The following is a 20,892-nucleotide window of genomic DNA, read 5'->3' as shown; positions in this document are numbered from 1 at the left end:
GAGGCCATGCCGACCACCGTTGCGCTCTCCATGCCCACCGTCCCCCGTTCCCGGCGCTCGCCGGAGGACGTGGCCGCCGCCGCTCCCGTGGCCGGACCGAAGAAGGTCCTGCTCGCGTCCCCCCGCGGCTACTGCGCCGGCGTCGACCGCGCCGTCATCGCCGTGGAGAAGGCGCTCGAGCACTACGGCGCCCCCGTGTACGTGCGCAAGGAGATCGTGCACAACAAGTTCGTGGTGAGCACCCTCGAGGAGCAGGGCGCCGTGTTCGTCGAGGAGACCGACGAGGTCCCCGAGGGGTCCCTGCTGATCTTCTCCGCCCACGGCGTCTCCCCGGCCGTGGTGGAGTCCGCGAAGTCCCGCGAGCTGCGCACCATCGACGCCACGTGCCCGCTGGTCACCAAGGTCCACCGCGAGGCCGTGCGCTTCGCGAAGAGCGACTACGACATCCTCCTGATCGGCCACGACGGCCACGAGGAGGTCGAGGGCACCGCCGGCGAGGCCCCCGAGCACATCCAGGTGGTGAACAGCCCCGACGAGGTCGGCCAGGTCGTCGTCCGCGACCCGGAGAGGGTCGTCTGGCTCTCCCAGACCACCCTCAGCGTGGACGAGACCCTGGAGACCGTGCAGAAGCTGCGCGAGCGCTTCCCCTCCCTGCAGGACCCGCCCAGCGACGACATCTGCTACGCCACCTCCAACCGGCAGACCGCGATCAAGAAGATCGCCCCGGACGCTGACCTCGTGATCGTCGTGGGCTCGGCGAACTCCTCGAACTCCGTGCGGCTCAAGGAGGTCGCCCTCGAGTACGGCGCCCGCCGCGCCGAGCGCGTGGACTTCGCGAACCAGGTGGACGAGTCCTGGTTCGAGGGCGTCGCCACCGTGGGCGTCACCAGCGGGGCCTCCGTGCCGGAGGTCCTCGTCAAGGACGTGCTGCGCCTGCTCGCGGACTACGGCTACGGCGAGGTCGAGGAGGTCGTCACCGCCGAGGAGGACGTGCTGTTCTCCCTCCCCAAGGAGCTGCGCGCCCGGCTCACCGCGGCCGGGGACACCTCCCACCGGCTCGGCGGCCGCGGGGCCCGCCCCACCCGCTGAGCCGCAGGGCCCGCCCCACCCGCTGAGCCGCGGGCGGACCCGTCCGCTCAGCCCGCCGCGCGCTCGTCGAGCTGCCCCGGCACGCTCCCGCCCGGCTCGGTGCGGCCCGGGCGCTCCGCCGGCTCCGGAAGCTGCACCGCCTCCGGCGTCGGCGGCAGCTGCGCCGCCTCGGTGAACTCCGGCGCCGTGAGCGGGCGCGGCGCCACCACGAGCGGACGCGTGGTGAGCCGATCGTCCTCCGCGAGCGTGGGGTCGAGGTCGTTGATCCGCCGGGCCGTGGGGAACACCCGGGTCTCCACGGAGCCCGTCAGCCGGTTGTAGGTCTCCACCGACTTCTGCAGCGACCGGCCCATGTCATCGAGGTGCTTGCCGACCGTGCCCAGCCGCTCGTAGAGCTGACGGGAGAGGTCGAAGAGCTCCTTGGCGTTCTCCGTGAGCCCGTTCTGCCGCCACGTGAACGCCACGGCCTTGAGCGAGGCGAGCAGCGAGACCGGCGACACGAGCGCCACGTTGCGGCTCGCGGCGTGGTCCAGGAGGGTCGGGTCCGCGTCCAGGGCCGCGGAGAGCGCCGACTCGGCCGGCAGGAAGCACAGCACCAGTTCGGGGGAGGCGTCCCGCGCCTCCCAGTACTTCTTCGACGCCAGCGCGTCCACGTGCCCGCGCACGGCCTTCGCGTGGCCGGCCAGCTGCGCCCGGCGCCCGGCGTCGTCCTCGGCGTCCTGGGCGCGCAGATAGGCGGTCATGGGCGCCTTGGCGTCCAGGACGATGTCGCGGCCCCCCGGCAGGTGCACCACCATGTCCGGGCGGATCGCGCTGCGCTCGCCGTCCGCGGTGGTGCCGTTGGAGGCGACCTGCTCCCGGAAGTCGACGTGCGCGGTCATCCCCGCGGACTCGACCACGCGGCGCAGCTGCACCTCGCCCCACAGGCCGCGCGCGGAGCCCGAGCGCAGCGCGGAGGACAGGGAGGTGGTCGCGGTGCGCAGGTGGTCGCCGACCTCGCGGGTGTGGGCGAGGGCCTGGGTGATGCCCCCGTACTGCTCGGCCCGGTCCCGCTCGAGCGCCGTCACGTGCTCCTCGACCGAGCGCAGCTGGTGGGCCACCGGCGCCAGGGCCCGCAGGACGTTGTTGTCCTGCACGGAGCGGGCGTCGGCGTCCCGCAGCCGGTCCTCGAGCTGGGCGCGCGCCTCGACGGCCGCCGCCCGCTCGGAGGCCAGGTCCACGAGCCGGTCCTGGACGGCGGCGAGCTCGGCCTGCAGCCCGGCCCGCTCCTCCTCCGCCGCCCGAACCTCCCGGGCGGCACGGACCCGCGCCACGGCGGTGCCCAGGAGGGCGCCCACCAGCAGGGCGAGCAGGACGAGGACGACGACGAGGCTGACGGTCATGCCCAGCAGTGTGGCACGCCACCCGGACACCCCACGGCAGCGGCGCTCACCGCCCCGCTCCCCGGAGCGTCGCCCGGTCAGCGCCGGACCGTGGTCCGGCGCACGGCCAGCAGCACCACGGCCGTGAAGACCACCGTCCAGAGCCCGGTGTTCAGCAGCAGCGCCCACAGGGGGTCGGACTCCACCGGCGGGCCGCTGGTCGCCACGACGTCGCCCTCCACGAGCGGATACCGGGCGAGCCCGGCCAGGCCGTAGAGCGGGGTGAACCGCGCGATGTCGAGCATCACCCCGGTGAGCGGGACGAACAGGTTGCCGAAGAAGCTGAGCACCACGAGCATCCCGGAGGCCGCCCCCACGGCGGACTCGGAGCGGAACAGCAGCCCGGCCGCCAGGCCGTAGAGGGCGAACACCGAGGAGCCGGCCACGACGATCGCCGCGGTGACGGGCCAGCGCCAGCCGCCCAGCTCGGCACCGGTCAGGGCGCCCACGGCGTAGACCACGAGGACGGGCAGCACGGCCATGGCCAGGGCCACGGCCACCTTGGACAGCGCGTACCCGTGCCGCGGCGCCGGGGTGAGCCCGATCTGCCGGCCCCAACCGCGGGCCTGCTCCACGGCGGCGGAGCCGGCGATCGAGGTGGTCGCGGTGACCGCCCCGTAGACCGCCATCGAGATCATGTTGTACCCGCCGGCGTTGCCGTGGCCCACCGGGAGGTCGGAGAAGTCCCCCAGCGCCGTGAACATCACGTAGAGCACGGCGGGCAGGACCACGATGAAGAAGGTGTTCTCGACCATGCGCACGTTGCGGCGCAGGTCGTGGGCGGCGTAGGCGATGCTCATGGTGCTGGTCCTCCGGGACGGGGGAGTAGGGACGGGTGCGTAGGGGCGGGGAGTCGGGACGGGGCCGGGGGACCCGGTCAGTCGGCGGTGAGGCCCAGGAAGGCCTCCTCGAGCCCGGCGTGGGTGATCTCGAGCTCGCTCGCGGCCGTGGTCGTCAGCAGGTGGCGGGCGATGGCGTCCGTGTCGGGGCCCGTGAGCCGCCGGCGCCCGCCGGCGGGCTCCAGCGCGGTCGCCCCCGGGACGACGACGGGCCCGGGCCCCGCCCAGCGGAAGCTGACCACGCGGTGGCCCGCCAGGGCCTGCACCTCGGCGGTGGGGGCATCGGCGACCACCCGTCCGCCCTTGAGCACCACGGTGCGGGCGGCGAACTCCTCTGCCTCGTCGAGGTAGTGGGTGGCGAACACGACCGTCCGGCCGCGCTCCGCCTCGGCGTGCATGGCGGCCCAGAACTCCCGCCGGGCGCCGACGTCCATGCCCGCGGTCGGCTCGTCGAGGACCAGCAGGTCCGGCTCGGGCAGCAGGGCCAGCGCGAAGCGCAGCCGCTGCTGCTCGCCGCCCGAGCACTTGGAGACCTTCCGCCGCGCGAACCCGGCGGCCCCCGCCCGGCCCAGGGCCTCGTCCACGGGCAGCGGGTCCCGGTGCAGGGTCGCGACCATCGCGACCGTCTCGCGCACGGACAGGTCGTCGAGCAGCCCCCCGGTCTGCAGGACCGCGCCGATCCGCCCTGCCCGCACGCTCTCGCGCGGGGTGGCGCCGAGGGTGCGCACGGTGCCGTCGTCGGGGTCGGTGAAGCCCAGGACCATGTCGAGGAGGGTGGTCTTGCCGGCGCCGTTGGGCCCGAGCAGCGCGACGACCTCGCCGCGCTCGATGCGCATGCTCACGCCGTCCACGGCGCGGACGCGCTGCTCGCCGCGCCCGAAGCCCTTGTGGACGCCGGAGACGTCGACGGCCGGGGAACCGTCCGTCGGGTCGGCGGGGCTCGGGTGCGGCGATGTGCGGGAGGCCGGGAAGGACGTCATGCTCCGACTCTGCTCCACCGCGCGCCGTCCCGGAAGCTCCACGGGCCACGACACGCCCACGACCTCGGCCACGGGCCCCGGGGGCGGCACGGCGTGCCGGCCCCGTGCCCGGTAGGATGGTCTCCCGTGGCTCTTACTATCGGAATCGTCGGACTGCCCAACGTCGGCAAGTCCACCCTGTTCAACGCGCTGACCCGCAACACCGTCCTGGCGGCGAACTACCCGTTCGCGACCATCGAGCCGAACATCGGCGTGGTCAACCTGCCGGACCCGCGGCTGGACCGGCTCGCGGAGATCCACGGCTCGGACCGGATCCTGCCCGCGACCGTGTCCTTCGTGGACATCGCCGGCATCGTCAAGGGCGCGTCCGAGGGGGAGGGGCTGGGCAACCAGTTCCTCGCCAACATCCGCGAGGCCCACGCCATCGCCCAGGTGGTGCGCGCGTTCGACGACCCGGACGTCATCCACGTCGACGGCGAGATCGATCCCGCCTCGGACATGGAGACGATCAACACCGAGCTGATCCTCGCCGACCTGCAGACCCTCGAGAACGCTATCCCGCGCCTCGAGAAGCAGGTCAAGATCAAGAAGGCCGACCCCGCCAAGCTCGCCGCCATGCAGCAGGCGCAGACGATCCTGGAGCGCGGGGACACCATCTTCGGGGCGGCCGAGAAGGAGAAGCTCGAGGTCGACCAGCTGCGCGACCTCAGCCTGCTCACCGCCAAGCCTTTCATCTACGTCTTCAACGCCGACGACGGGGTGCTCGGCGACGACGCGAAGCAGCAGGAGCTGCGCGAGCTCGTGGCGCCCGCTGACGCGGTGTTCCTCGACGCGAAGCTCGAGTCCGAGCTCGTGGAGCTCGACGAGGAGGAGGCCAAGGAGATGCTGGAGATGTCCGGGCAGGACGAGGCCGGTCTCGACAAGCTCGCCCGCACGGGTTTCCACACCCTCGGACTGCAGACCTATCTCACCGCCGGGCCCAAGGAGTCGCGCGCCTGGACCATCCCCGTGGGCGCCACCGCCCCGCAGGCCGCCGGCGTCATCCACACCGACTTCGAGCGCGGCTTCATCAAGGCCGAGATCGTCTCCTTCGAGGACCTCGACGCCGCCGGGTCCATGGCCGACGCGAAGGCCGCCGGCAAGGTCCGGATCGAGGGCAAGGACTACGTCATGCGCGACGGCGACGTGGTCGAGTTCAGGACAGGGCTTACGTCTGGAGGCAAGAAGTGATCAGGGACGCGCACGACGCGAACGAGACGACGAAACCGAACGACTTCGAGCTAGCACGCCTCCGCGCGGCGTTGCCGGAGTACTTCGACAAGGACGGCGAGTTCAGGCTCGACCGCCTTCAAGAGGTGCTGAGTTCCGCGGACGTGTCGATGACGCGCGAAGGCTACGAACTCAAATTTTTGGGGAAGTCGTTCGCCAAATACCTGACATCGACTCGGACTGAGACGGTCGTGGTCCCTGATCTCGAGCACAACGGCGAGCCGACGAACGCTGAGTCGGAGAACCTGTAGACAACCTCGATGCACTCAAGCATTTGATCGGGTCGTACGCGGGCAAGGTCAAGTGCATCTACATCGATCCGCCGTACAACACGGGTTCCGATGGCTTCGTCTACGTCGATGACTTCGGCTTCACGGCGAGAGACCTCGTCGAAAAGGTGGGTCTTGACGAGGACGAAGCCGATAGGGTGATAGGACTCCAAGGCAGATCGTCGCACTCGGCGTGGCTCACATTTATGTACCCACGACTGGAGCTCGCGAAGGAACTACTTGCGGAGGACGGCGTCATCTTCGTAAGTGGCTCTTCCCAATTGAGAGTGGGACCGCGCTTGCTGGGTGAGTAGACGTAGGGAGCCTTGCCGCTGGGAGGATGTGAGTGTCTAGTCCACTCCTCGCAACGAACAAGGCTCATGTCTGACGCTACCTCACCGGCTCCTGCCACGCCCAAGATCACCGCTGCCGATCTGAACACCTTCGCCCGGATCGATGTCCTGGGCCTGCAGGCGCTGGCGCAGCAGGTGTGGCCCGACAAGACCGTCTTGTTCTGCAAACCGGTGCTCCCCGACAGCACCTGCCCGTCCTGCGGTGCGACGGGCGGCTGGCATGACACCTTCACACGCTGGTTCACCCACCTCCCGGTCGGCAGGGCCGCCACGAAGCTGCAGGTTCAGGCGCCGAGGTATCGCTGCCGCGGCTGCGGCAAGGTGTGGCGCCACCGACTCCGGACAGTGGCGCAGCCCCGTTCGAAACTGACCAGGTCGGCGGTGTGGTGGGCGCTGTGCCAGGTGGTGTTGGACCATTGCTCGATCAGCGCTGTCGCGGCGGTGCTGCAGACGGCGTGGGGCACCGTCCATGACGCCGTCACCGACCTGGGGCAGCAGGTCCTGATTGAGTATTCGAGGCTGACGGGACCACTGGATATTGCCTCTGGGGGCCAGCGGTATTGACGTTGGGGGCCACCGATGGCGCTGGTGGGGGCCGGGGGCCCGCCACCAGCGCCTGTCGGTCACTGGGCGGTGGCTGTGTGTTCTCTCATGTTGTGGGTGCCGGTGTCGATCCAGATGGTGTTGTGGACGATGCGGTCCATGATGGCGTCGGCGTGGACTCCGCCGCCGAGGCGGCTGTGCCAGTCCTTCTTTGCGTATTGGGGGCTCTTCAAGGTTCGTGGTGAAGGAGAGCGTCGCGTCGCTGGCGTAGAACGGCCCGTGGTCCTGCTGTGATGGGTGTTGTCAAGACATCCACACCTCAGAGGACCACGAGCCTGTGCACGAGAATACTGGTTCGCAGCGTGATGCTGCGAGCACGATCTTCAACTTGCCCGATTACCGCGTCACAGACGCGATCGACCTGCCCGACGGAGGCCGTCGAGTGGTGATCGAATCCATCGAGCCGCCGGGCTGTCCGTCCTGCGGGGTGCTCGCGACCAAGGTCCACTCCCGCCGGTCCCAGAAGGTGCGCGACGTCCCCGTGGCCGGGGCGGTGGAGGTGGTGTGGGCCAAGCGGCGCTGGTTCTGCCTCGAGCCGGCCTGCGCCCGGCGCACGTTCTGGGAAGCCACCGATCAGGTCCCTTACCGTGCGCGTTCGACGACCCGGCTGCGGGATCAGGTCGTCTCCGCGGTGCTCACCTCGGGCCGGGCTGCCTCCGAGGTCGCCCGGGCCCATGGCGTCTCGTGGTGGCTGGTCCAGTCCGCGCTGGCGGCGGCCGCAGTGGTCCTCCCCGCCGCCGAGGACGTGCGAGTGACGCGCCTGGGCATCGATGAGCACCGCTACCGGTCGGTGCGCTGGTTCCGCACCGATGAAGGTGCCTGGAGACGGTTCGAGCCATGGATGACGACCCTGGTCGACCTGACCACCGGACAGGTCCTCGGCGTCGTCGACGGCCGGGACTCCACCGCCGTCGGTGACTGGCTTGCCCAGCGCTCTGAGGACTGGCGGGAGCGGATCGAGATCGTCGCGATCGATCCCTCGGCCGCGTTCCGCAAAGCACTGCGGACCTACCTGCCCCGCGCTGCGGTCTCGGTCGACAAGTTCCACCTCGTCAAGCTCGGGAACGACATGGTCACCGCCGTGCGGCAACGCCTGGCCCGCACCCATCACGGTCGCCGGGGTCGGAAGGATGACCCGGCCTGGGCGCACCGGATGCTCCTGCTGCGCGGCGCTGACACCCTCACCCCGAGGGCGTGGGAGCGGTTGGAGAGGGTATTCCGCACCGATGACCCCACCGACGAGCTCTCCGCCGCCTGGGGCATCAAGGAGCAGCTCCGCCGCCTGCTGGCCACCGACACCCTCGCCCAGGCCTGGAACGAACGGATGCGGATGGGCTACTTCGTCCAGATCGCGAACATGCCCGAGGCGACCAAGCTCTACGACCCGACTTGGCTCACGCTAGTGCCCCGCGGTGACGCGGGTCTTGATCGCCTCGACCGCGGACGCGGCGTCCTCCTCGAGCGGGACCGCGGTCGCGACCTCCTGGTCGCCGATGGTCACGACGCCCTCGCGGTAGACGCGTAGCTGCCGGACGAACTTCCGGATCGACCAGCCTGTCGTCTCCTCGATCCATCGCGACACCGCCAACGCTGCGACGACGATCTGCAGGTGCGCGTCGATCGAATCGCGCAGCCGCGCGTAGATCGGCCGCGCCTTCAGGTCGCCCTTCGACATGCGGAAACTCTTCTCGACCTGCAGGAGCCGGTGATACGACGAGATGACGAACTCCGCCGGTTCATCGACGAGATTCGTCACGTATCCCTTGATGCCCGCCAGAGCTCGGGCCTTGTCCTCGAGCTCGCGGTTGACGGTCTTGTCGCCGCCGGTGAGCTTGACGAACCTGTTGCGCTTGACCGGCGCCTTCCCCGCGACGGCGTTCTCGGCCTTCGCGACCTGCTCCGCGATCCCTTTGAGCGTCCGGCGAGCGTTGTCGTGCTTGTAGCGGTAGTAGTAGACGTGATCCCGGCGGCCATCCGTGGGGCCGGCGGGCCAGCGTTGCGTGAACACGTGTCCGTCGGGAATCGCCTCCCCGGGATGCTCGGACCGCCAACGCTCGATCACATAAGGGACCTTCGGGGTCTTCGCGCCGAGGATGAAGTTCAACCCTGCCTGCTCGATGGCCTTCTTGTTCTGCTCGGACACCATGCCCGCATCCGCGACGACCGTGATATTCGACAGGCCATGCGCCGTCATGAACGCCTCAAGCGTCGGCAGCATCGTCGCCTGCTCCGACTTGTTGCCCTCGAACGCCTCAACACGCAACGGGAACCCCGCAGCGTCGGTCAGCAGGCCGACAGTGATCTGCGGTTCCAGCCGTCGCTCCTTGCTGAACCCGGGCTCACGGAACCCGTCGCCCTCGTGAGCTTCGTAGTAGAGCGTGGTCACGTCGTAGAGCACCAGCGCGGCAGGCTCGAGCGCCGCGCTCGACGCGAGAACCCGCGCGAGATCATCGCGGAACGTGTCGGTCGCGAACACCGGCAAGCGACGCTTGACCGTCGCGTAAGAAGCGGCGTCAACGCCGACTTCATCCAAGACCCGCGGCGTGTCGACCTTGCTGGTCGGCTCGATGATCCGCGCGAGCACGAGCTGCCGGAAGACGTCATCTGCGCCATCGACATCACCAAGCCGGAGCGCATCGAAAGCGAGATTCAGGCACCTCCAGAGTGGCCCCATCGTGAGCCGCATCGGCAGAGGGCCGCCCCGGTCAGGTTCCGGCTCGAGCCCGAGGTCGAGTTCGGGCTGGGAGCCGGCGAGTTTCTGCCGACCGGCGGCCTTGAGCAGCGCGACGTCTTCCGGGGCGTGCGCGGACCCGAGGTGCTCGACGATCCGCCGCGTCCCGTGCTTCTTCTCCACGATCTGCACCGCGGTCGCGCCCGAGGACGTCTTCACGGTGCGCAGATACGGGGACACACCCCCAGGCTAGTGCCCCAATTCACGACCATTCCGCGAAGAAACCCCAGGTCAACGCGCCTCACGCCACCGAAACCCGCCCAACGTGAGCCAAGTCGGGTACGACACCGTCGTGACCTGGTGGGACGCGATCGAGGTCCTCATCGTCACCGGCGCGACCACCGCCCGGGTCGAGGCCGCGAACACCGGCATCAAGAACATCAAACGCATCGGCCGTGGCTTCCGCAACGCCGAGAACTACCGGATGCGTATCCTGCTGACCAGCGCCGCGAAAACCGTAGCGTGAATACCCGCCACAGCAGGGTCATTCACCACGAACCGCGAAGAGCCGGGTATGCCATGGGGCCTTCGAAATCGAAGTCCTGCTTGAACAGCCACTCAAGGGAATACTCGGGGGTGGCGATGAACCCGTCGAGGCTTGAAGCAGTATAGAAGTGGGTGGTCATGGGAGCGCACCTTTCTTGCGATGTTCTGGAAATCAGGGTCAGAGTTCTGCATCATTGAGCGCAAGCCGCAAGTTATATGGATTCCTCGTCCCTTCGGTGCCAGGCAAACCAGGCGACCACACAGAAGGCTGCGAGCATGACGAGGTCAGCGATGAACGCAACTGGGACAGATCGAGATATCCGCGCAACCGGGAACGCAGCCGCCGCAAATACCAACAACACAGCGCTCCAGCGGGGCGTGAGCCCGGTCCACCAATGCATTGCGCCCAAGGACAAAAGCGCGACCGGAAAGAGCGGTCCGGCCAGAATCAGCACAATAGCCACCGGGAGTGGGTAGATGTCGAAAGTAGCTAGCGAGCGAAACTCGGTGATACCGAACACACTCTCAAACACGCCTTGCAGCCCGAACGCGACGGTGCCGAACATGCCGATCAGCACCAGAAGCATCCATAGCCCCGACAGAAGGGGAAACCGGGGGCGGAGGGCGTTGTATTCCCCAATGAGTCCGTACACCCAGGGCACGGCGGCTATGGCAATGAGAAGCCCGCCGGTCACTCCATAGTGTCCGTCGATCCAGAAGAGCGGTGACAGGGCGAACAGCAAGGGTCCGATAATCAGACCAAGGCTTTCCAAACGGCGTACCACCATGCCCAAAGAGTAACACTGCCAAAGCTCTGGCGCTTAGCCTCGAGTTTTCATAGCGGTGTGGTCTCGATGGGTGGGAGGCATAGAGAAAGGTGCTCCTGGCCTGGGATGATACGGGGTGTTGAAGCTCGTAGCCATCCGCCGGAAGGAGCACCTTTCAGGTGTCCCACCCTACCTTGTTCTTCTACCCCCGTCCGCGCGTGGACATCGCCGAGGTCCCGGCCCTCTCGCATGCTGGTGCGGTGCTGCTGACCGACACGATCCACGCCACCGGCCTCGCCTCTTCGCTGCGGGAAGCACTGGCTCCGTGGACGAAGCCGCTGGCCGAGCACCACGCGGCGAAGGTCCTGCTGGACCTCGCACTCACTCTCGCAATCGGCGGGGAGCATGCTTCGGATACTGATCTGCTGCGTTGCGAGCCGGGCCTGTTCGGTGATGTCGCCTCGGCCCCCACGATCTCCCGCACGCTCACCACCCTCGCCCAGGACGCGCCCACCGTGATCGAGGCGATCTCGAAAGCCCGCCGGGCCGCGCGTGAACAGGCCTGGGCCCTGGCCGGAGACCATTCCCCGACTGTGGGGGCGAGCGTGAAGAGCCCGCTGGTCATCGACCTCGACGCCACCCTGATCACCGCCCACAGTGAGAAGGAGCAGGCCGCACCGACGTTCAAACGCGGCTTCGGATACCACCCGTTGTGTGCGTTCCTTGACCACGGCAGCGACGGGACCGGGGAACCACTGGCGATCCAGCTGCGCCCCGGCAACGCCGGCTCGAACACGGCTGCTGATCACACCACCGTCACCCGTGACGCTCTGGCCCAGCTGCCTGCGGGCCTGCTGGCTCGGGGTGGTCGGGGATCGAAGAAGATCTTGATCCGCACCGACGGGGCCGGCGGCACCAAAGACTTCCTGGCCTGGCTCCAGCGGCAGCGTCTGGCCTACTCGGTCGGGTTCACCCTCCCTGCGAACACGCCTGACCTACTGGAACGTATCGACGAGGCAAAGGCGTGGACCCCCGCCTACGACAGCGAGGACGAGGGGATCCGCGAGGGGACATGGGTGGCGGAGCTGACCGGGCTGCTGGATCTTCAGGGTTGGCCGCCCGGGATGCGGGTGATCGTGCGGAAGGAACGTCCTCATCCTGGGGCGCAGCTGCGGATCACCGATCACGAGGGGATGCGCATCACCGCGTTCGCCACCAACTCCCCGCGCGGCCAGCTTCCCGTCCTGGAACTGCGGCACCGTCGCCGTGCACGCTGCGAAGACCGGATCCGTAACGCCAAGGACATGGGCCTTGAGAAGTTCCCGCTGCAGTCCTTCGCGCAGAACCAGATCTGGTGCCAGATCATCCAACTCGCCTCCGAGCTCGTCGCCTGGATGCAAACCATCGCCTTCACCAGGCACGACGCGAGGAAATGGGAACCCAAACGGCTCCGCGCGCGGTTGTTCGAGATCCCCGCGACCCTCGTGCGCCGCGCCCGGCACAAGGTCCTCCACCTCGCCGAACATGCACCCGAAGCCGTGAGGGTCCTGACCGGCGTCAACCGGCTCCGCACCACCGTCGCACAGACCTAACCCGGCGAGACCACCCGCCCCTACGACCAGCAGCTCCTCTTCTCGGGAGTGGAACCCGACCGCCCGCAACGGACACTGCGACGATCTGTCATACCCGAATGCCAGAATCAGCAGCTCAACACCGGCAACGACGCCGACCCACCCCGCTCACCAGCCCCATGAAACATCGAGGTTAACGATCGTTTGCGAGACGATCCGACCTTCGGCCGTCATGCCGCTGGTTTTGCGTCCACAACGCGTCTTAAAACCCTCCGTGTCGCAGACGAGTTCTGCGGCAGTTTCTGAGATCATTGAGGAGTGACTCAGCTGGCCCGGGTATCGACCAACGCGCAGGACGCCCAGCTTCAGCGCGACGCGCTCGAGGCTGCGGGCTGCATCAAGATTTTTGACATCTAGGCGGACGGCATGTCGTGCGAGGATCGCACCGAGAGCTCCGTTCGGGTTCGTGCGCGGCTGATCGCCTTAGCCACCTCAATGAGCAGGAAGATCACCAGTGCCAGGGTTGCCGTCATTAGCCACTCACGCGCGCCGATTGGCGCGGAGCCGAACCAGGTGTGGGCAATTGGCACGTAGCAGAACAACAACTGGAGCGCGATCAGGGAGCCGGCGCTCCACCATACGGCCGCGTTGCCGCGTAGCACCGCCGAGGTCAGGCTGGAACGGTCCAGGAACCGGCAGTTGAACAGGTAGGCGAGCTGGCCGAGGGCCAGCATGGTGACGGCGGTGGTCTGGGCCTCCGCAAGCGAGGCGCCGCGGTCGTACTCGTAGTAGAACATCCCCATGGTCGCGCTGCCGATCAACGCGCCCACGAGTGCGATGCGCCCCAGTGAGGCGAACCCGACGATCGGCTCCTGGGCTTGTCGTGGCGGTCGGATCATGATGTCGTGCTCGGCTCGCTCGTTCGCCAAGGCAAGGCCGAGGGTCACCGAGGTGACCATGTTGATCCAGAGCACTTGGACGGGTTGTAGGGGCAGGCTCAGCCCGAAGAGCACGGCGACGAGGATGACGAGCGACTGCGCGCCGTTGGTGGGCAACAGGAACAGCAACGACCGTCGCACGTTGTCGTAGATGCGCCGGCCTTCCTCTACGGCCCGTTCGATGGTCGCGAAGTTGTCGTCGGCGAGCACGATGTCCGCCGCTTCCTTCGTCGCCTCGGTGCCCTTAATGCCCATGGCGATCCCGACGTCCGCCCGAGTCAGCGCCGGTGCGTCGTTGACGCCGTCGCCGGTCATCGCCACGACCTCGCCGTGGAACTGCAACGCCGCGACGATACGGAGCTTGTGCTCGGGGCTGGTCCGGGCGTAGACGTCGACCTCGCGCACTGTGGCGCGCAGAGTCTCCGTAGACATCGCCTCCAGCTCCGCGCCGGTGAGGACGCGACCGGCCTCAGGTGGCACGATCCGCATCTCCCGGGCAATCGCGAGCGCCGTGCCTGCGTGGTCACCCGTGATCATCTTCACCCGTACACCCGCCGTCCTGCAGTCGGCAATCGCCGCTATGGCCTCGGGGCGGGGTGGATCGACGATGCCGACCAGCCCGGCCAGCACCAGCCCGCCGTCGAGATCGCTGTGGGACAACGTGGAGGTCCCGACGGGTGGACGGGCGTGGGCGGCGGCGAGCACCCGCAGTCCTCGGGCCCCGATCTCGTCGAGCTGCGCCTCCCAGAACTCCCGGTCGAGCGGTTCGGGCTCGCCGGCCGGGCCGGTCTGGAAGTCGCACCGCTCCAGGATCCGGTCGGGCGCACCCTTGACGAGCACGTGGAGGGCGCCGCTCGGGTCGCCTGCGAGCACACCCATGTACTTGGTCGCCGGGTCGAACGGGACCACCGCGATCCGTCGCCAACCAACGGGCGAGAATCCGGCCTTCCGGCCGAGGACGCTCAGGGCACCTTCGGTCGGCTCGCCGACCAGGCGCCATTGCGCCCCGTCCTCGACTACGTCGGCGTCGTTGCAGATCGACATGTCCTCGACCAGGCGAGCCAGATCCGGGCGATCGGCGACGCCGACAGGCTCACCTCGGAGAGTGACCTCGCCGCTCGGGGCATAGCCCAGTCCACTGACATCGAACCGGGCCGAGCTGGTGCGCACCACCCGCGCGGTCATCTCGTTCCTGGTCAGTGTGCCGGTCTTGTCGGAGCAGATGGTGGTGACAGCACCCAGGGTCTCGACCGACGGGAGCTTTCGCGTGATCGCGCGCCGCCGGGCCATCTGCTGCACGCCCAACGCGAGCGTGATCGTCACCAGGGCCGGGAGCCCTTCCGGCACCGCAGCGACCGCGAACCCGATGGTGGCATTGACGAGGTCGGAGAACCCGAAGTCGTGGAGCCCACGACCGATCAGGATCATCACCAGAGCCATCACCAGGATCACGACTGCGAGCTTCTTCCCGAGCGCGTCGAGTGACCGGGTGAGCGGTGTATCGACCCCTTCGACCTCCGAGATCATCGTCTGGACCTTGCCGATCTCGGTGTTCTCTCCGGCGGCGACCACCACTCCGGTCCCGACCCCCGCGACGATGAGCGTCCCCGAGTGCAGCATGCAGTGGCGGTCGCCCAGACCTGCGTCGGCCCGAACCTCGGTGACGTCCTTCGACGCCGGAACGGACTCCCCGGTGAGCGCCGACTCCTCCGCCTGCAGGCTGGTCGACTCCAGCAGCCGGACGTCGGCGGGCACCCGGTCCCCTGGACGCACCCGGACGACGTCGCCCGGCACCAGCACGTCCGCGTCGACATCGATCACTGCACCTGAACGCACGACGTGGGCACGCACCGACAGCATGTTCTTGATCGCGTCCAGCGCGCGTTCCGCACGTCCCTCCTGCACCAGGCCGATGATCGCGTTGATCACCGCGACGCCCAGGATGACGGAGAAGTCGACCCAGTCGGCGAGGACGGCCTTGAACGCCGCAGCGATCAGCAGGATGTAGATCAGGGTGTCGTCGAACTGTGCAAGCACGCGTCGCCACCACGGTAGCCGTTGCGCAGGCGCAAGCCGGTTCGGGCCGAAGCGCTCGAGACGCTGTTCCGCCTCCTCGGCCGTCAACCCGGTCCGCCGGCTAGTCACGGCCGCAAGGACCTCGTCCGGCGGCCGTGACCACGGAGCGTCGACCACAATGTCGGCCCCGACCACCATGTCACCGGCCCGGTTCGCTTGCTTGGTCATGCCTCGCGCCCCCTCGCAATAGTGCCCCGTTGTGGAAATGCTATGCTAGTCATCTGGCAGGGCGTCGGCGCCCGCGGGGAGCATGCAGACTCGTCCATCACTCCGGCGCCGGGGGCCTCAGGTCCGGGGCGCGACCGCCGAACTTGGTCAGATCGGCGTCGCGGATCGATCGGCACGATGGGCAATGCGCTGGACAACACCTCCTCCACTCCTCAATCGAGCAGCACCTGCACCCATTGAGTTCGTGACCCCGCCTCGGGGGCCGCATAATCAACCAACTCTCCGAGAGATCCAGGACAGTTCAATGAGGCGCTCCCATCCGTCGCGCGCTACCGCCTGGGTAGTCGGCTACCTGGTGTTCGTCCTGGCGCCTCTCTTCGCTCTGCTCATAGGGACCGTCGGGCCGGCCCGGGACTTCTGGACCGAGTTCTCCGCCGCAATCGGCTATGCCGGGCTCGCGATGATGGGACTGCAGTTCGGTCTCACTGCCCGGTTCCGGCGAGTGACCGAGCCGTGGGGCGAAGACGTTCTCTATCACCTGCACCGCCAGCTCTCGTTGGTCGCCGTCGCCCTGGTTATCGCCCATCCGGTCATCCTGTTCATCGTCCGGCCAAACCTGATCGGACTCCTCACCTTCGTCGACGCGCCCTGGCGCGCGCGCTTCGCCGTGCTGTCCGTGGTGTCACTCCTAGTGCTCGTGATGACGTCGCTGTGGCGGGCGCGTCTGCGGATGCGCTACGAGACGTGGCACCATCTGCATGTCGTCCTGGCCGTCGCCGCGGTGGTCACCGGCCTGGCGCACATGGTGAGCTGGGGCTTCTACCTAGCCGATCCGTGGAAGAGGGCGCTGTGGATCTCTCTGACGGTGTTCTGGATCGGACTGCTCGCCTATGTGCGCATCGTCAGGCCGCTGTTCATGCTCCGCAGGCCCTACACGGTCACACAGGTGCGTGCTGAACGCGGCGACACCACGACGCTCGTGATGGAGCCCGACGGGCACGACGGCTTCCACTTCGAGCCCGGTCAGTTCGGCTGGCTCACCGTCTGGGGCGGTCCCTTCCGCATCACGGGTCACCCGTTCTCCTTCTCCGGCAGCGCTGAGGCCGGCGAGGGATCGGTCGAGATGTCGATCCGCAGGCTAGGGGACTTCACCGCTACGGTTAAGACGATTCCGGTCGGCAAGCGAGTCTACGTGGACGGACCCTATGGGGCGTTCACGATCGGAAACCCGGCCGACATGCACATCCTCATCGCTGGCGGTGTCGGCATCACACCGATGATGAGTATCATCCGGACCCTGGCCGACCGACACGACAACCGGCCTGTCATCCTGCTGTACGGGGCTACAGACTGGGAGTCGATCACGTTCCGCGAGGAACTCGACAAGATCGCCGGCCGGCTGGCGCTGACCACCGTCTACGTGCTCACCGATCCGCCCGCCGACTGGACCGGCGAGCGAGGCTTCATCACCGCTGACATCCTGCGGCGCCACGTCCCGCCGCCATACGACGAGCACGAGTACTTCATCTGCGGACCACCCCCGATGATGGACTCGATGGAGACCACCCTCAGCACACTGGGCGTACCGATGTCCAAGTACCACTCCGAGCGATACAACTTCGCCTGAAGGAGGCCTGAATGCGCCGTACACTCGCCGATCGGCTCGCTATCGCCACCGGCATCCTCATCGTTCTGATGTCCGCCATGTTCGCCCTCGCGCGCGTGGCAGCCTGACGCTCAACCAACGGAGGTAGTGGTTCGGTCCGGCACAGCGTCGTCTGGCGGGTGTTGCTGGACGTTGGTGATGTCCCGATCGGTAAGCCCTGGACCATGTCGCTGACCGCGACCCGGGACCGCTGCACGGATAAGTGACATCTGATCTGTGGCGCTGAGGGTGCCGCTGGAAGGATGTGCACTGTGCCGAAGCGGGGAGACCCTCGGAGTCGTGCGCGATGAGCTCGTGGTGACCGGCGCAGGGCGTGAGTCGCGGCTGCGTGACGCGCTGGCGACGGTGGCGGACCGGTATGACCTGGTGCTCATCGACTGCCCGCCCTCGCTGGACCAGCTGACGATCAACGCGTTGGTGGCCGCCGATGCCGTTCTCATCGTTACCCAGAGCAAGCAGGCCAGTATCAACGGCCTGGTCAAGCTGCACGAGACCATCGATGCCGTGCGGCGCAACTACCGCGCCGACCTCACCATCGCCGGGGTGCTGGCCAACCAGCACGAGCAGAGCACCGTCAGTGGCCAGTCTGGCTCGAGGAGCTCCGCGGCGCGATGACGATCCTCGAGCCGCCCATGCCCAAGGCCGTGGTCTTCTCCGATGCCGCCGAGGCCAGCGTCGGGCTGGACGAGTACGGCAGCAGGGTCGCCAACCGCCTCGCCGAGACCTTTGACTGCTACCTGACCCACCTCGAGGAGGCCCCGCGATGAGCCGCCCGACCCCGCGCAAGACCAGCCTCGCCCGGCTCTCACCGACCGACACGCCCGCAGCGGCCGCCAGCGCACCCAGTACCGAGGTCGCCACGGTCGCGCCGGCGTCCCCGGCGGCGGCCGGCGAGTCGGCCAGTGCGGCGGCCGACAAGCCGGCGGGGGAGAAGCGTAAGTGCCGGCTCAAGGTGAGCTTCTAGCAGGACGAGGACGACACCGCCCGCGTGCGCGCGGCCATCCTCCACACAAACCACCTCGAAGGCCCCCGCTCGCTGAGCGAGTTCATCCACCACGCCGTCATGGCCGAGGTCGAACGCCTCGAGCGGAAGTACGACGACGGCCAAGCCTGGCTCGGCGACGGCGCCTGCGAACTCCCGCAGGGTCGACCGATGGGTAGTTGAACTGGATGAAAGGAGAGTTGGGCGGATTTAACGGGATAGGGAGCGCGCCCCCGCAGGCGGTGGAGTGCTCTCTCTAGCCCCGCTGATTCACGGAGCGTGAGGATTGCTGGCTCATCGCATTTGAGGGTGTAGGTGGGGTCTGAAGCCTCCTGCTTCGAGGAGGCTGCGGGCGATGTAGTGGGTGAGGTTGCGGAATCCGAGGGCGGAGCCGCGGAGGTGTTCGAGCCGGCCGTTGATCGCCTCTGTCGGACCGTTGCTGGTGCCCGGTCGGTCGAAGAAGGCCAGCACGTCGGTTGCGCGTTTCGTCAGTGTTCGGCCGAGCTTGGCCAGCTCGGGCAAGGCGTCCGGGACCTTCTTGCTCAGCGCGGTGATGAGCTTCTCCATCTTCGCTTTGGCTTTCGCCCGGTCGGGTTCTCGGTAGGCGGCGACCATCGCCTGGTAGATCTCCCAGGTCACCTCGACCGCAACGTGCTTCTCTCGCTCGAACAGGCTGCTGAGGCGCTGGCATTGGCGGTCGGTCAGCAGCTTGGTGCCGGTGTGGAGGGTGCGGCGAGTCTTGTAGAGGGGGTCGTCCTTGCGGCCCCTGCGCTTGTGGAGCTGCTGCTGGACGCGTCGTCGGCAGTCGTCCAGTGCGTCTCCGGCGAGGCGGACGACGTGGAAGGGATCCATGACCGCGACCGCGCCTGGGAGGGCCTCGCCGGCGGCGGTCTTGTATCCGGTGAACCCGTCCATCGCCACTACCTCGATGCGGTCCTTCCATGCCTTGGGGCGGGCCTCGAGCCAGGCCTTGAACGCTGCTTTGGAGCGGCCGGGGATCATGTCCAGCAGCCTCGCCGGGCCGGTCTTGTCCCTGGCTGGGGTGAGGTCGATGATCACGGTGACGTACTTGTCGCCGCGCCGGGTGTGGCGCCAGACGTGCTCGTCAACACCGATCACGCGGACGGCGTCGAAGCGGGCCGGGTCATCGATCAGCAGCCGCTGGCCCTCGGCCAGGACGGCGTCGTTGGCGGTGTGCCAGGCAACCCCGAGCCCGGCGGCGATCCTTGCGATCGTGAGGTGATCGATGACCAGGGCTTCCAGTGCCCACCGCATCCCGCCGCGGGAGAGTTTCGCCCGCTCGGGCGCGGCGGCGGTGGTGTCCTCTCGCCAGCGGTTGCCGCAATGATCACACCGGTAGCGCCGGATCCGCACCAGCAGGGTCGTGGGGCGGTGGCCGAACGGCTGGTGAGCGAGGCGACGAGTGATCGTGCCGCGCGAGGTCGACCTCGCCCCGCAGGCGCGGCACCACGGATCTTCCTCCGCGAGTCGACACTCGAGCACCGCCCGCTCGGCCGAGAAGCGTTGACCGACGGCGACCAGACCGAGTTCGTCCAGGCGCGCGAAGGTCGTCAAATCGGGGCTGTCGAAGGTAGCGTTGGGCACGTCGAGGTCTTCCTGATGGCGAGCGTGAGAACTTCCATCATCGGGAGACCTCGACGTCTATCCCGGCACCGACGCGCCCACCCCACACTCCGCAGCTACACCCTCATCTGCGAAGAGCCCCTTTGAGATGCTGTTGAAGGCCGCGATTTATGAGCAGCGCAAGAAGGTCAAGTTCTCCGGCAGTGATCGTTCCTTCGATCTCGGCAAGTGCGTCACCGTCGCGGAAACGTCGTTGGGTGTTATCGACGAGGGAGACAGAGTCGTGCTGCTCGCTCTTAAGAATGATCGGGACACGGCGACCCACGACGTCATTGCGATGAGCGATGACGTGCTGTGGTTGCACTTGCGGTCGGCCGTGACGATCTTCCGTAAGGTGCTGCTCGGCCTCACCGGTCAGGACCTCGCTGACGTGATGCCCGGGCGGGTGCTCCCTGTATCGGCCACCCCGCCCACCGATGTCGGCCTCGTGGTCGGTAAGGAGGCCGAGCAAATCGCGGAGCTATTGCGTCCTGGCAAGCGGCGCAGCGCCGCAGCGCGGGCGCGCCTGTTGCCCCTCATGTCCCTCGACCGTGCCGCTCGCGGGGAGACCGAGCCGCCGACCGAGGCGGAGATCAATCGCGCTTTGCGGGGGCTGAAGGAGAGCTCCGACTGGACCTCGGCGTTCCCAGGGGTGGTCGGGCTGCAGCTCGTCGGTTCGCCACGTCCTTCGGATCAGGTCCAGGAAATCAGCCTCAGGATCGACCCCAAGCGAGGGGAGGTACCTGTTAGGCCAGCACGTGAGGGCGAAGAAGCTGCCACATATCGCGAGGTTGACACTTTCGACCGTTACTCGCTCAAGCTGAGCAAGCTGGGGGAGAAGCTCGGAGTGACGCGGCACCAGGCGTACGCAGTGGTTCATCACCTTGGTCTCAAATCAGATCCCGCGTGCTACAGGTGCAAGACGACTTCCAAGGGAAACATCGCATGGCAGGGTCTGAGTAATCGAGCCCTGGAGCGCGCACGGAAAGCTGTCAACGGCGAGTGAAAACTGACCCCTTTCCGGCATCTGAAGGTTGACCCCCTGATCACTCATCTTCTTG

General features: G+C 67.8%; 21 protein-coding genes and 2 pseudogenes. 14 read left to right on the top strand and 9 right to left on the bottom strand.

What is annotated here, in order from left to right; translation table 11 throughout:
• The first annotated feature begins 6 nt into the window (after positions 1-6).
• Positions 7-1,089, top strand: a complete 1,083-nt coding sequence (locus tag RF640_RS03345; protein WP_035927659.1) for a 4-hydroxy-3-methylbut-2-enyl diphosphate reductase — start codon at positions 7-9, stop codon at positions 1,087-1,089.
• A 47-nt stretch (positions 1,090-1,136) separates the two neighbouring features.
• On the opposite strand, the gene RF640_RS03340 is transcribed toward RF640_RS03345, so the two are convergent.
• The 3 genes from RF640_RS03340 to RF640_RS03330 form a co-directional block, all read right to left on the bottom strand.
• Positions 1,137-2,471 carry a DNA recombination protein RmuC gene (locus RF640_RS03340; protein ID WP_249033747.1) on the bottom strand — a complete coding sequence of 445 codons (1,335 nt, stop codon included), beginning with the start codon at positions 2,469-2,471 and terminating at the stop codon, positions 1,137-1,139.
• Between the two features lie 77 nt (positions 2,472-2,548).
• Complete coding sequence (locus RF640_RS03335) at positions 2,549-3,310, bottom strand: ABC transporter permease (RefSeq protein ID WP_035927478.1); 762 nt, start codon at positions 3,308-3,310, stop codon at positions 2,549-2,551.
• 77 nt (positions 3,311-3,387) lie between these two features.
• Positions 3,388-4,329, bottom strand: a complete 942-nt coding sequence (locus RF640_RS03330; RefSeq protein WP_035927475.1) for an ABC transporter ATP-binding protein — start codon at positions 4,327-4,329, stop codon at positions 3,388-3,390.
• A gap of 126 nt (positions 4,330-4,455) precedes the next feature.
• Between RF640_RS03330 and ychF the strand changes: the two genes are divergently transcribed.
• The 4 genes from ychF to RF640_RS03310 all read left to right on the top strand — a co-directional run bounded on the left by ychF (position 4,456) and on the right by RF640_RS03310 (position 6,784).
• On the top strand, positions 4,456-5,559 hold the full coding sequence (gene ychF, locus RF640_RS03325) for a redox-regulated ATPase YchF (protein WP_109149380.1): 1,104 nt from the start codon (positions 4,456-4,458) through the stop codon (positions 5,557-5,559).
• Positions 5,556-5,849 carry a hypothetical protein gene (locus RF640_RS03320; RefSeq protein ID WP_249033748.1) on the top strand — a complete coding sequence of 98 codons (294 nt, stop codon included), beginning with the start codon at positions 5,556-5,558 and terminating at the stop codon, positions 5,847-5,849. Before ychF ends, RF640_RS03320 begins: the two co-directional genes overlap by 4 nt.
• A 23-nt stretch (positions 5,850-5,872) precedes the next feature.
• Positions 5,873-6,181: a DNA methyltransferase gene (locus RF640_RS03315; RefSeq protein WP_249033749.1), complete on the top strand. Its 309-nt coding sequence runs from the start codon at positions 5,873-5,875 to the stop codon at positions 6,179-6,181.
• 66 nt (positions 6,182-6,247) lie between these two features.
• The gene (locus RF640_RS03310) at positions 6,248-6,784 is read left to right on the top strand and encodes a transposase family protein (RefSeq protein WP_368826601.1); all 537 of its coding nucleotides are present in this window, start codon (positions 6,248-6,250) and stop codon (positions 6,782-6,784) included.
• 59 nt (positions 6,785-6,843) lie between these two features.
• On the opposite strand, the gene RF640_RS03305 is transcribed toward RF640_RS03310, so the two are convergent.
• Positions 6,844-6,996, bottom strand: coding sequence for a hypothetical protein (locus RF640_RS03305; RefSeq protein WP_282957525.1), 153 nt, complete (start codon positions 6,994-6,996; stop codon positions 6,844-6,846).
• 104 nt (positions 6,997-7,100) lie between these two features.
• On the opposite strand from RF640_RS03305, the pseudogene RF640_RS03300 reads away from it, so the two are divergent.
• Positions 7,101-8,165: pseudogene (locus RF640_RS03300) on the top strand (ISL3 family transposase); the annotation flags it as partial.
• Between the two features lie 57 nt (positions 8,166-8,222).
• On the opposite strand, the gene RF640_RS03295 reads toward RF640_RS03300, so the two are convergent.
• A complete protein-coding gene (locus RF640_RS03295; protein ID WP_368826790.1) occupies positions 8,223-9,686 on the bottom strand; it encodes an IS1634 family transposase in 1,464 nt (487 codons plus the stop codon).
• A gap of 154 nt (positions 9,687-9,840) precedes the next feature.
• On the opposite strand from RF640_RS03295, the pseudogene RF640_RS03290 reads away from it, so the two are divergent.
• Positions 9,841-10,020: pseudogene (locus tag RF640_RS03290) on the top strand (transposase); the annotation flags it as partial.
• 22 nt (positions 10,021-10,042) lie between these two features.
• Here the strand turns inward: RF640_RS03290 and RF640_RS03285 are convergent.
• Positions 10,043-10,180, bottom strand: coding sequence for a hypothetical protein (locus RF640_RS03285; protein WP_249033754.1), 138 nt, complete (start codon positions 10,178-10,180; stop codon positions 10,043-10,045).
• Positions 10,181-10,252: 72 nt separating this feature from the next.
• Entirely contained in the window at positions 10,253-10,828 is a 576-nt protein-coding gene (locus tag RF640_RS03280; RefSeq protein WP_007273072.1) for a hypothetical protein, read from the bottom strand.
• 173 nt (positions 10,829-11,001) lie between these two features.
• Between RF640_RS03280 and RF640_RS03275 the strand changes: the two genes are divergently transcribed.
• The gene (locus RF640_RS03275) at positions 11,002-12,399 is read left to right on the top strand and encodes an IS1380 family transposase (RefSeq protein WP_170122819.1); all 1,398 of its coding nucleotides are present in this window, start codon (positions 11,002-11,004) and stop codon (positions 12,397-12,399) included.
• 392 nt (positions 12,400-12,791) lie between these two features.
• Here RF640_RS03275 and RF640_RS03270 read toward each other — a convergent pair whose 3' ends face one another.
• Positions 12,792-15,560 (bottom strand): HAD-IC family P-type ATPase, encoded by a 2,769-nt coding sequence (locus tag RF640_RS03270; RefSeq protein WP_249033755.1) that lies wholly within the window; start codon positions 15,558-15,560, stop codon positions 12,792-12,794.
• 304 nt (positions 15,561-15,864) lie between these two features.
• On the opposite strand from RF640_RS03270, the gene RF640_RS03265 reads away from it, so the two are divergent.
• The 5 genes from RF640_RS03265 (at position 15,865) to RF640_RS03245 (ending at position 18,391) form a co-directional block, all read left to right on the top strand.
• On the top strand, positions 15,865-17,187 hold the full coding sequence (locus RF640_RS03265; RefSeq protein WP_109149463.1) for a ferric reductase-like transmembrane domain-containing protein: 1,323 nt from the start codon (positions 15,865-15,867) through the stop codon (positions 17,185-17,187).
• Between the two features lie 255 nt (positions 17,188-17,442).
• The gene (locus tag RF640_RS03260) at positions 17,443-17,841 is read left to right on the top strand and encodes a ParA family protein (RefSeq protein WP_109149464.1); all 399 of its coding nucleotides are present in this window, start codon (positions 17,443-17,445) and stop codon (positions 17,839-17,841) included.
• Positions 17,838-17,993, top strand: a complete 156-nt coding sequence (locus RF640_RS03255; protein WP_158279202.1) for a hypothetical protein — start codon at positions 17,838-17,840, stop codon at positions 17,991-17,993. Before RF640_RS03260 ends, RF640_RS03255 begins: the two co-directional genes overlap by 4 nt.
• Positions 17,990-18,190 carry a hypothetical protein gene (locus RF640_RS03250; protein WP_219930806.1) on the top strand — a complete coding sequence of 67 codons (201 nt, stop codon included), beginning with the start codon at positions 17,990-17,992 and terminating at the stop codon, positions 18,188-18,190. The genes RF640_RS03255 and RF640_RS03250 overlap by 4 nt, the downstream gene beginning before the upstream one ends.
• A gap of 24 nt (positions 18,191-18,214) precedes the next feature.
• On the top strand, positions 18,215-18,391 hold the full coding sequence (locus RF640_RS03245; protein ID WP_219930807.1) for a hypothetical protein: 177 nt from the start codon (positions 18,215-18,217) through the stop codon (positions 18,389-18,391).
• Positions 18,392-18,502: 111 nt separating this feature from the next.
• On the opposite strand, the gene RF640_RS03240 is transcribed toward RF640_RS03245, so the two are convergent.
• Entirely contained in the window at positions 18,503-19,813 is a 1,311-nt protein-coding gene (locus RF640_RS03240; protein ID WP_109149465.1) for an ISL3 family transposase, read from the bottom strand.
• 127 nt (positions 19,814-19,940) lie between these two features.
• Here RF640_RS03240 and RF640_RS03235 point away from each other — a divergent pair, with 127 nt between their 5' ends.
• The gene (locus RF640_RS03235) at positions 19,941-20,837 is read left to right on the top strand and encodes a hypothetical protein (RefSeq protein ID WP_368826595.1); all 897 of its coding nucleotides are present in this window, start codon (positions 19,941-19,943) and stop codon (positions 20,835-20,837) included.
• Positions 20,838-20,892: the final 55 nt, after the last annotated feature.

The organism is Kocuria sp. CPCC 205231, from assembly GCF_040980965.1.
Lineage (GTDB): Bacteria > Actinomycetota > Actinomycetes > Actinomycetales > Micrococcaceae > Kocuria > Kocuria rosea.
The sequence above is the reverse complement of the archived record's forward strand: the minus strand, read 5'-3'. Positions and strand labels throughout refer to the sequence as shown.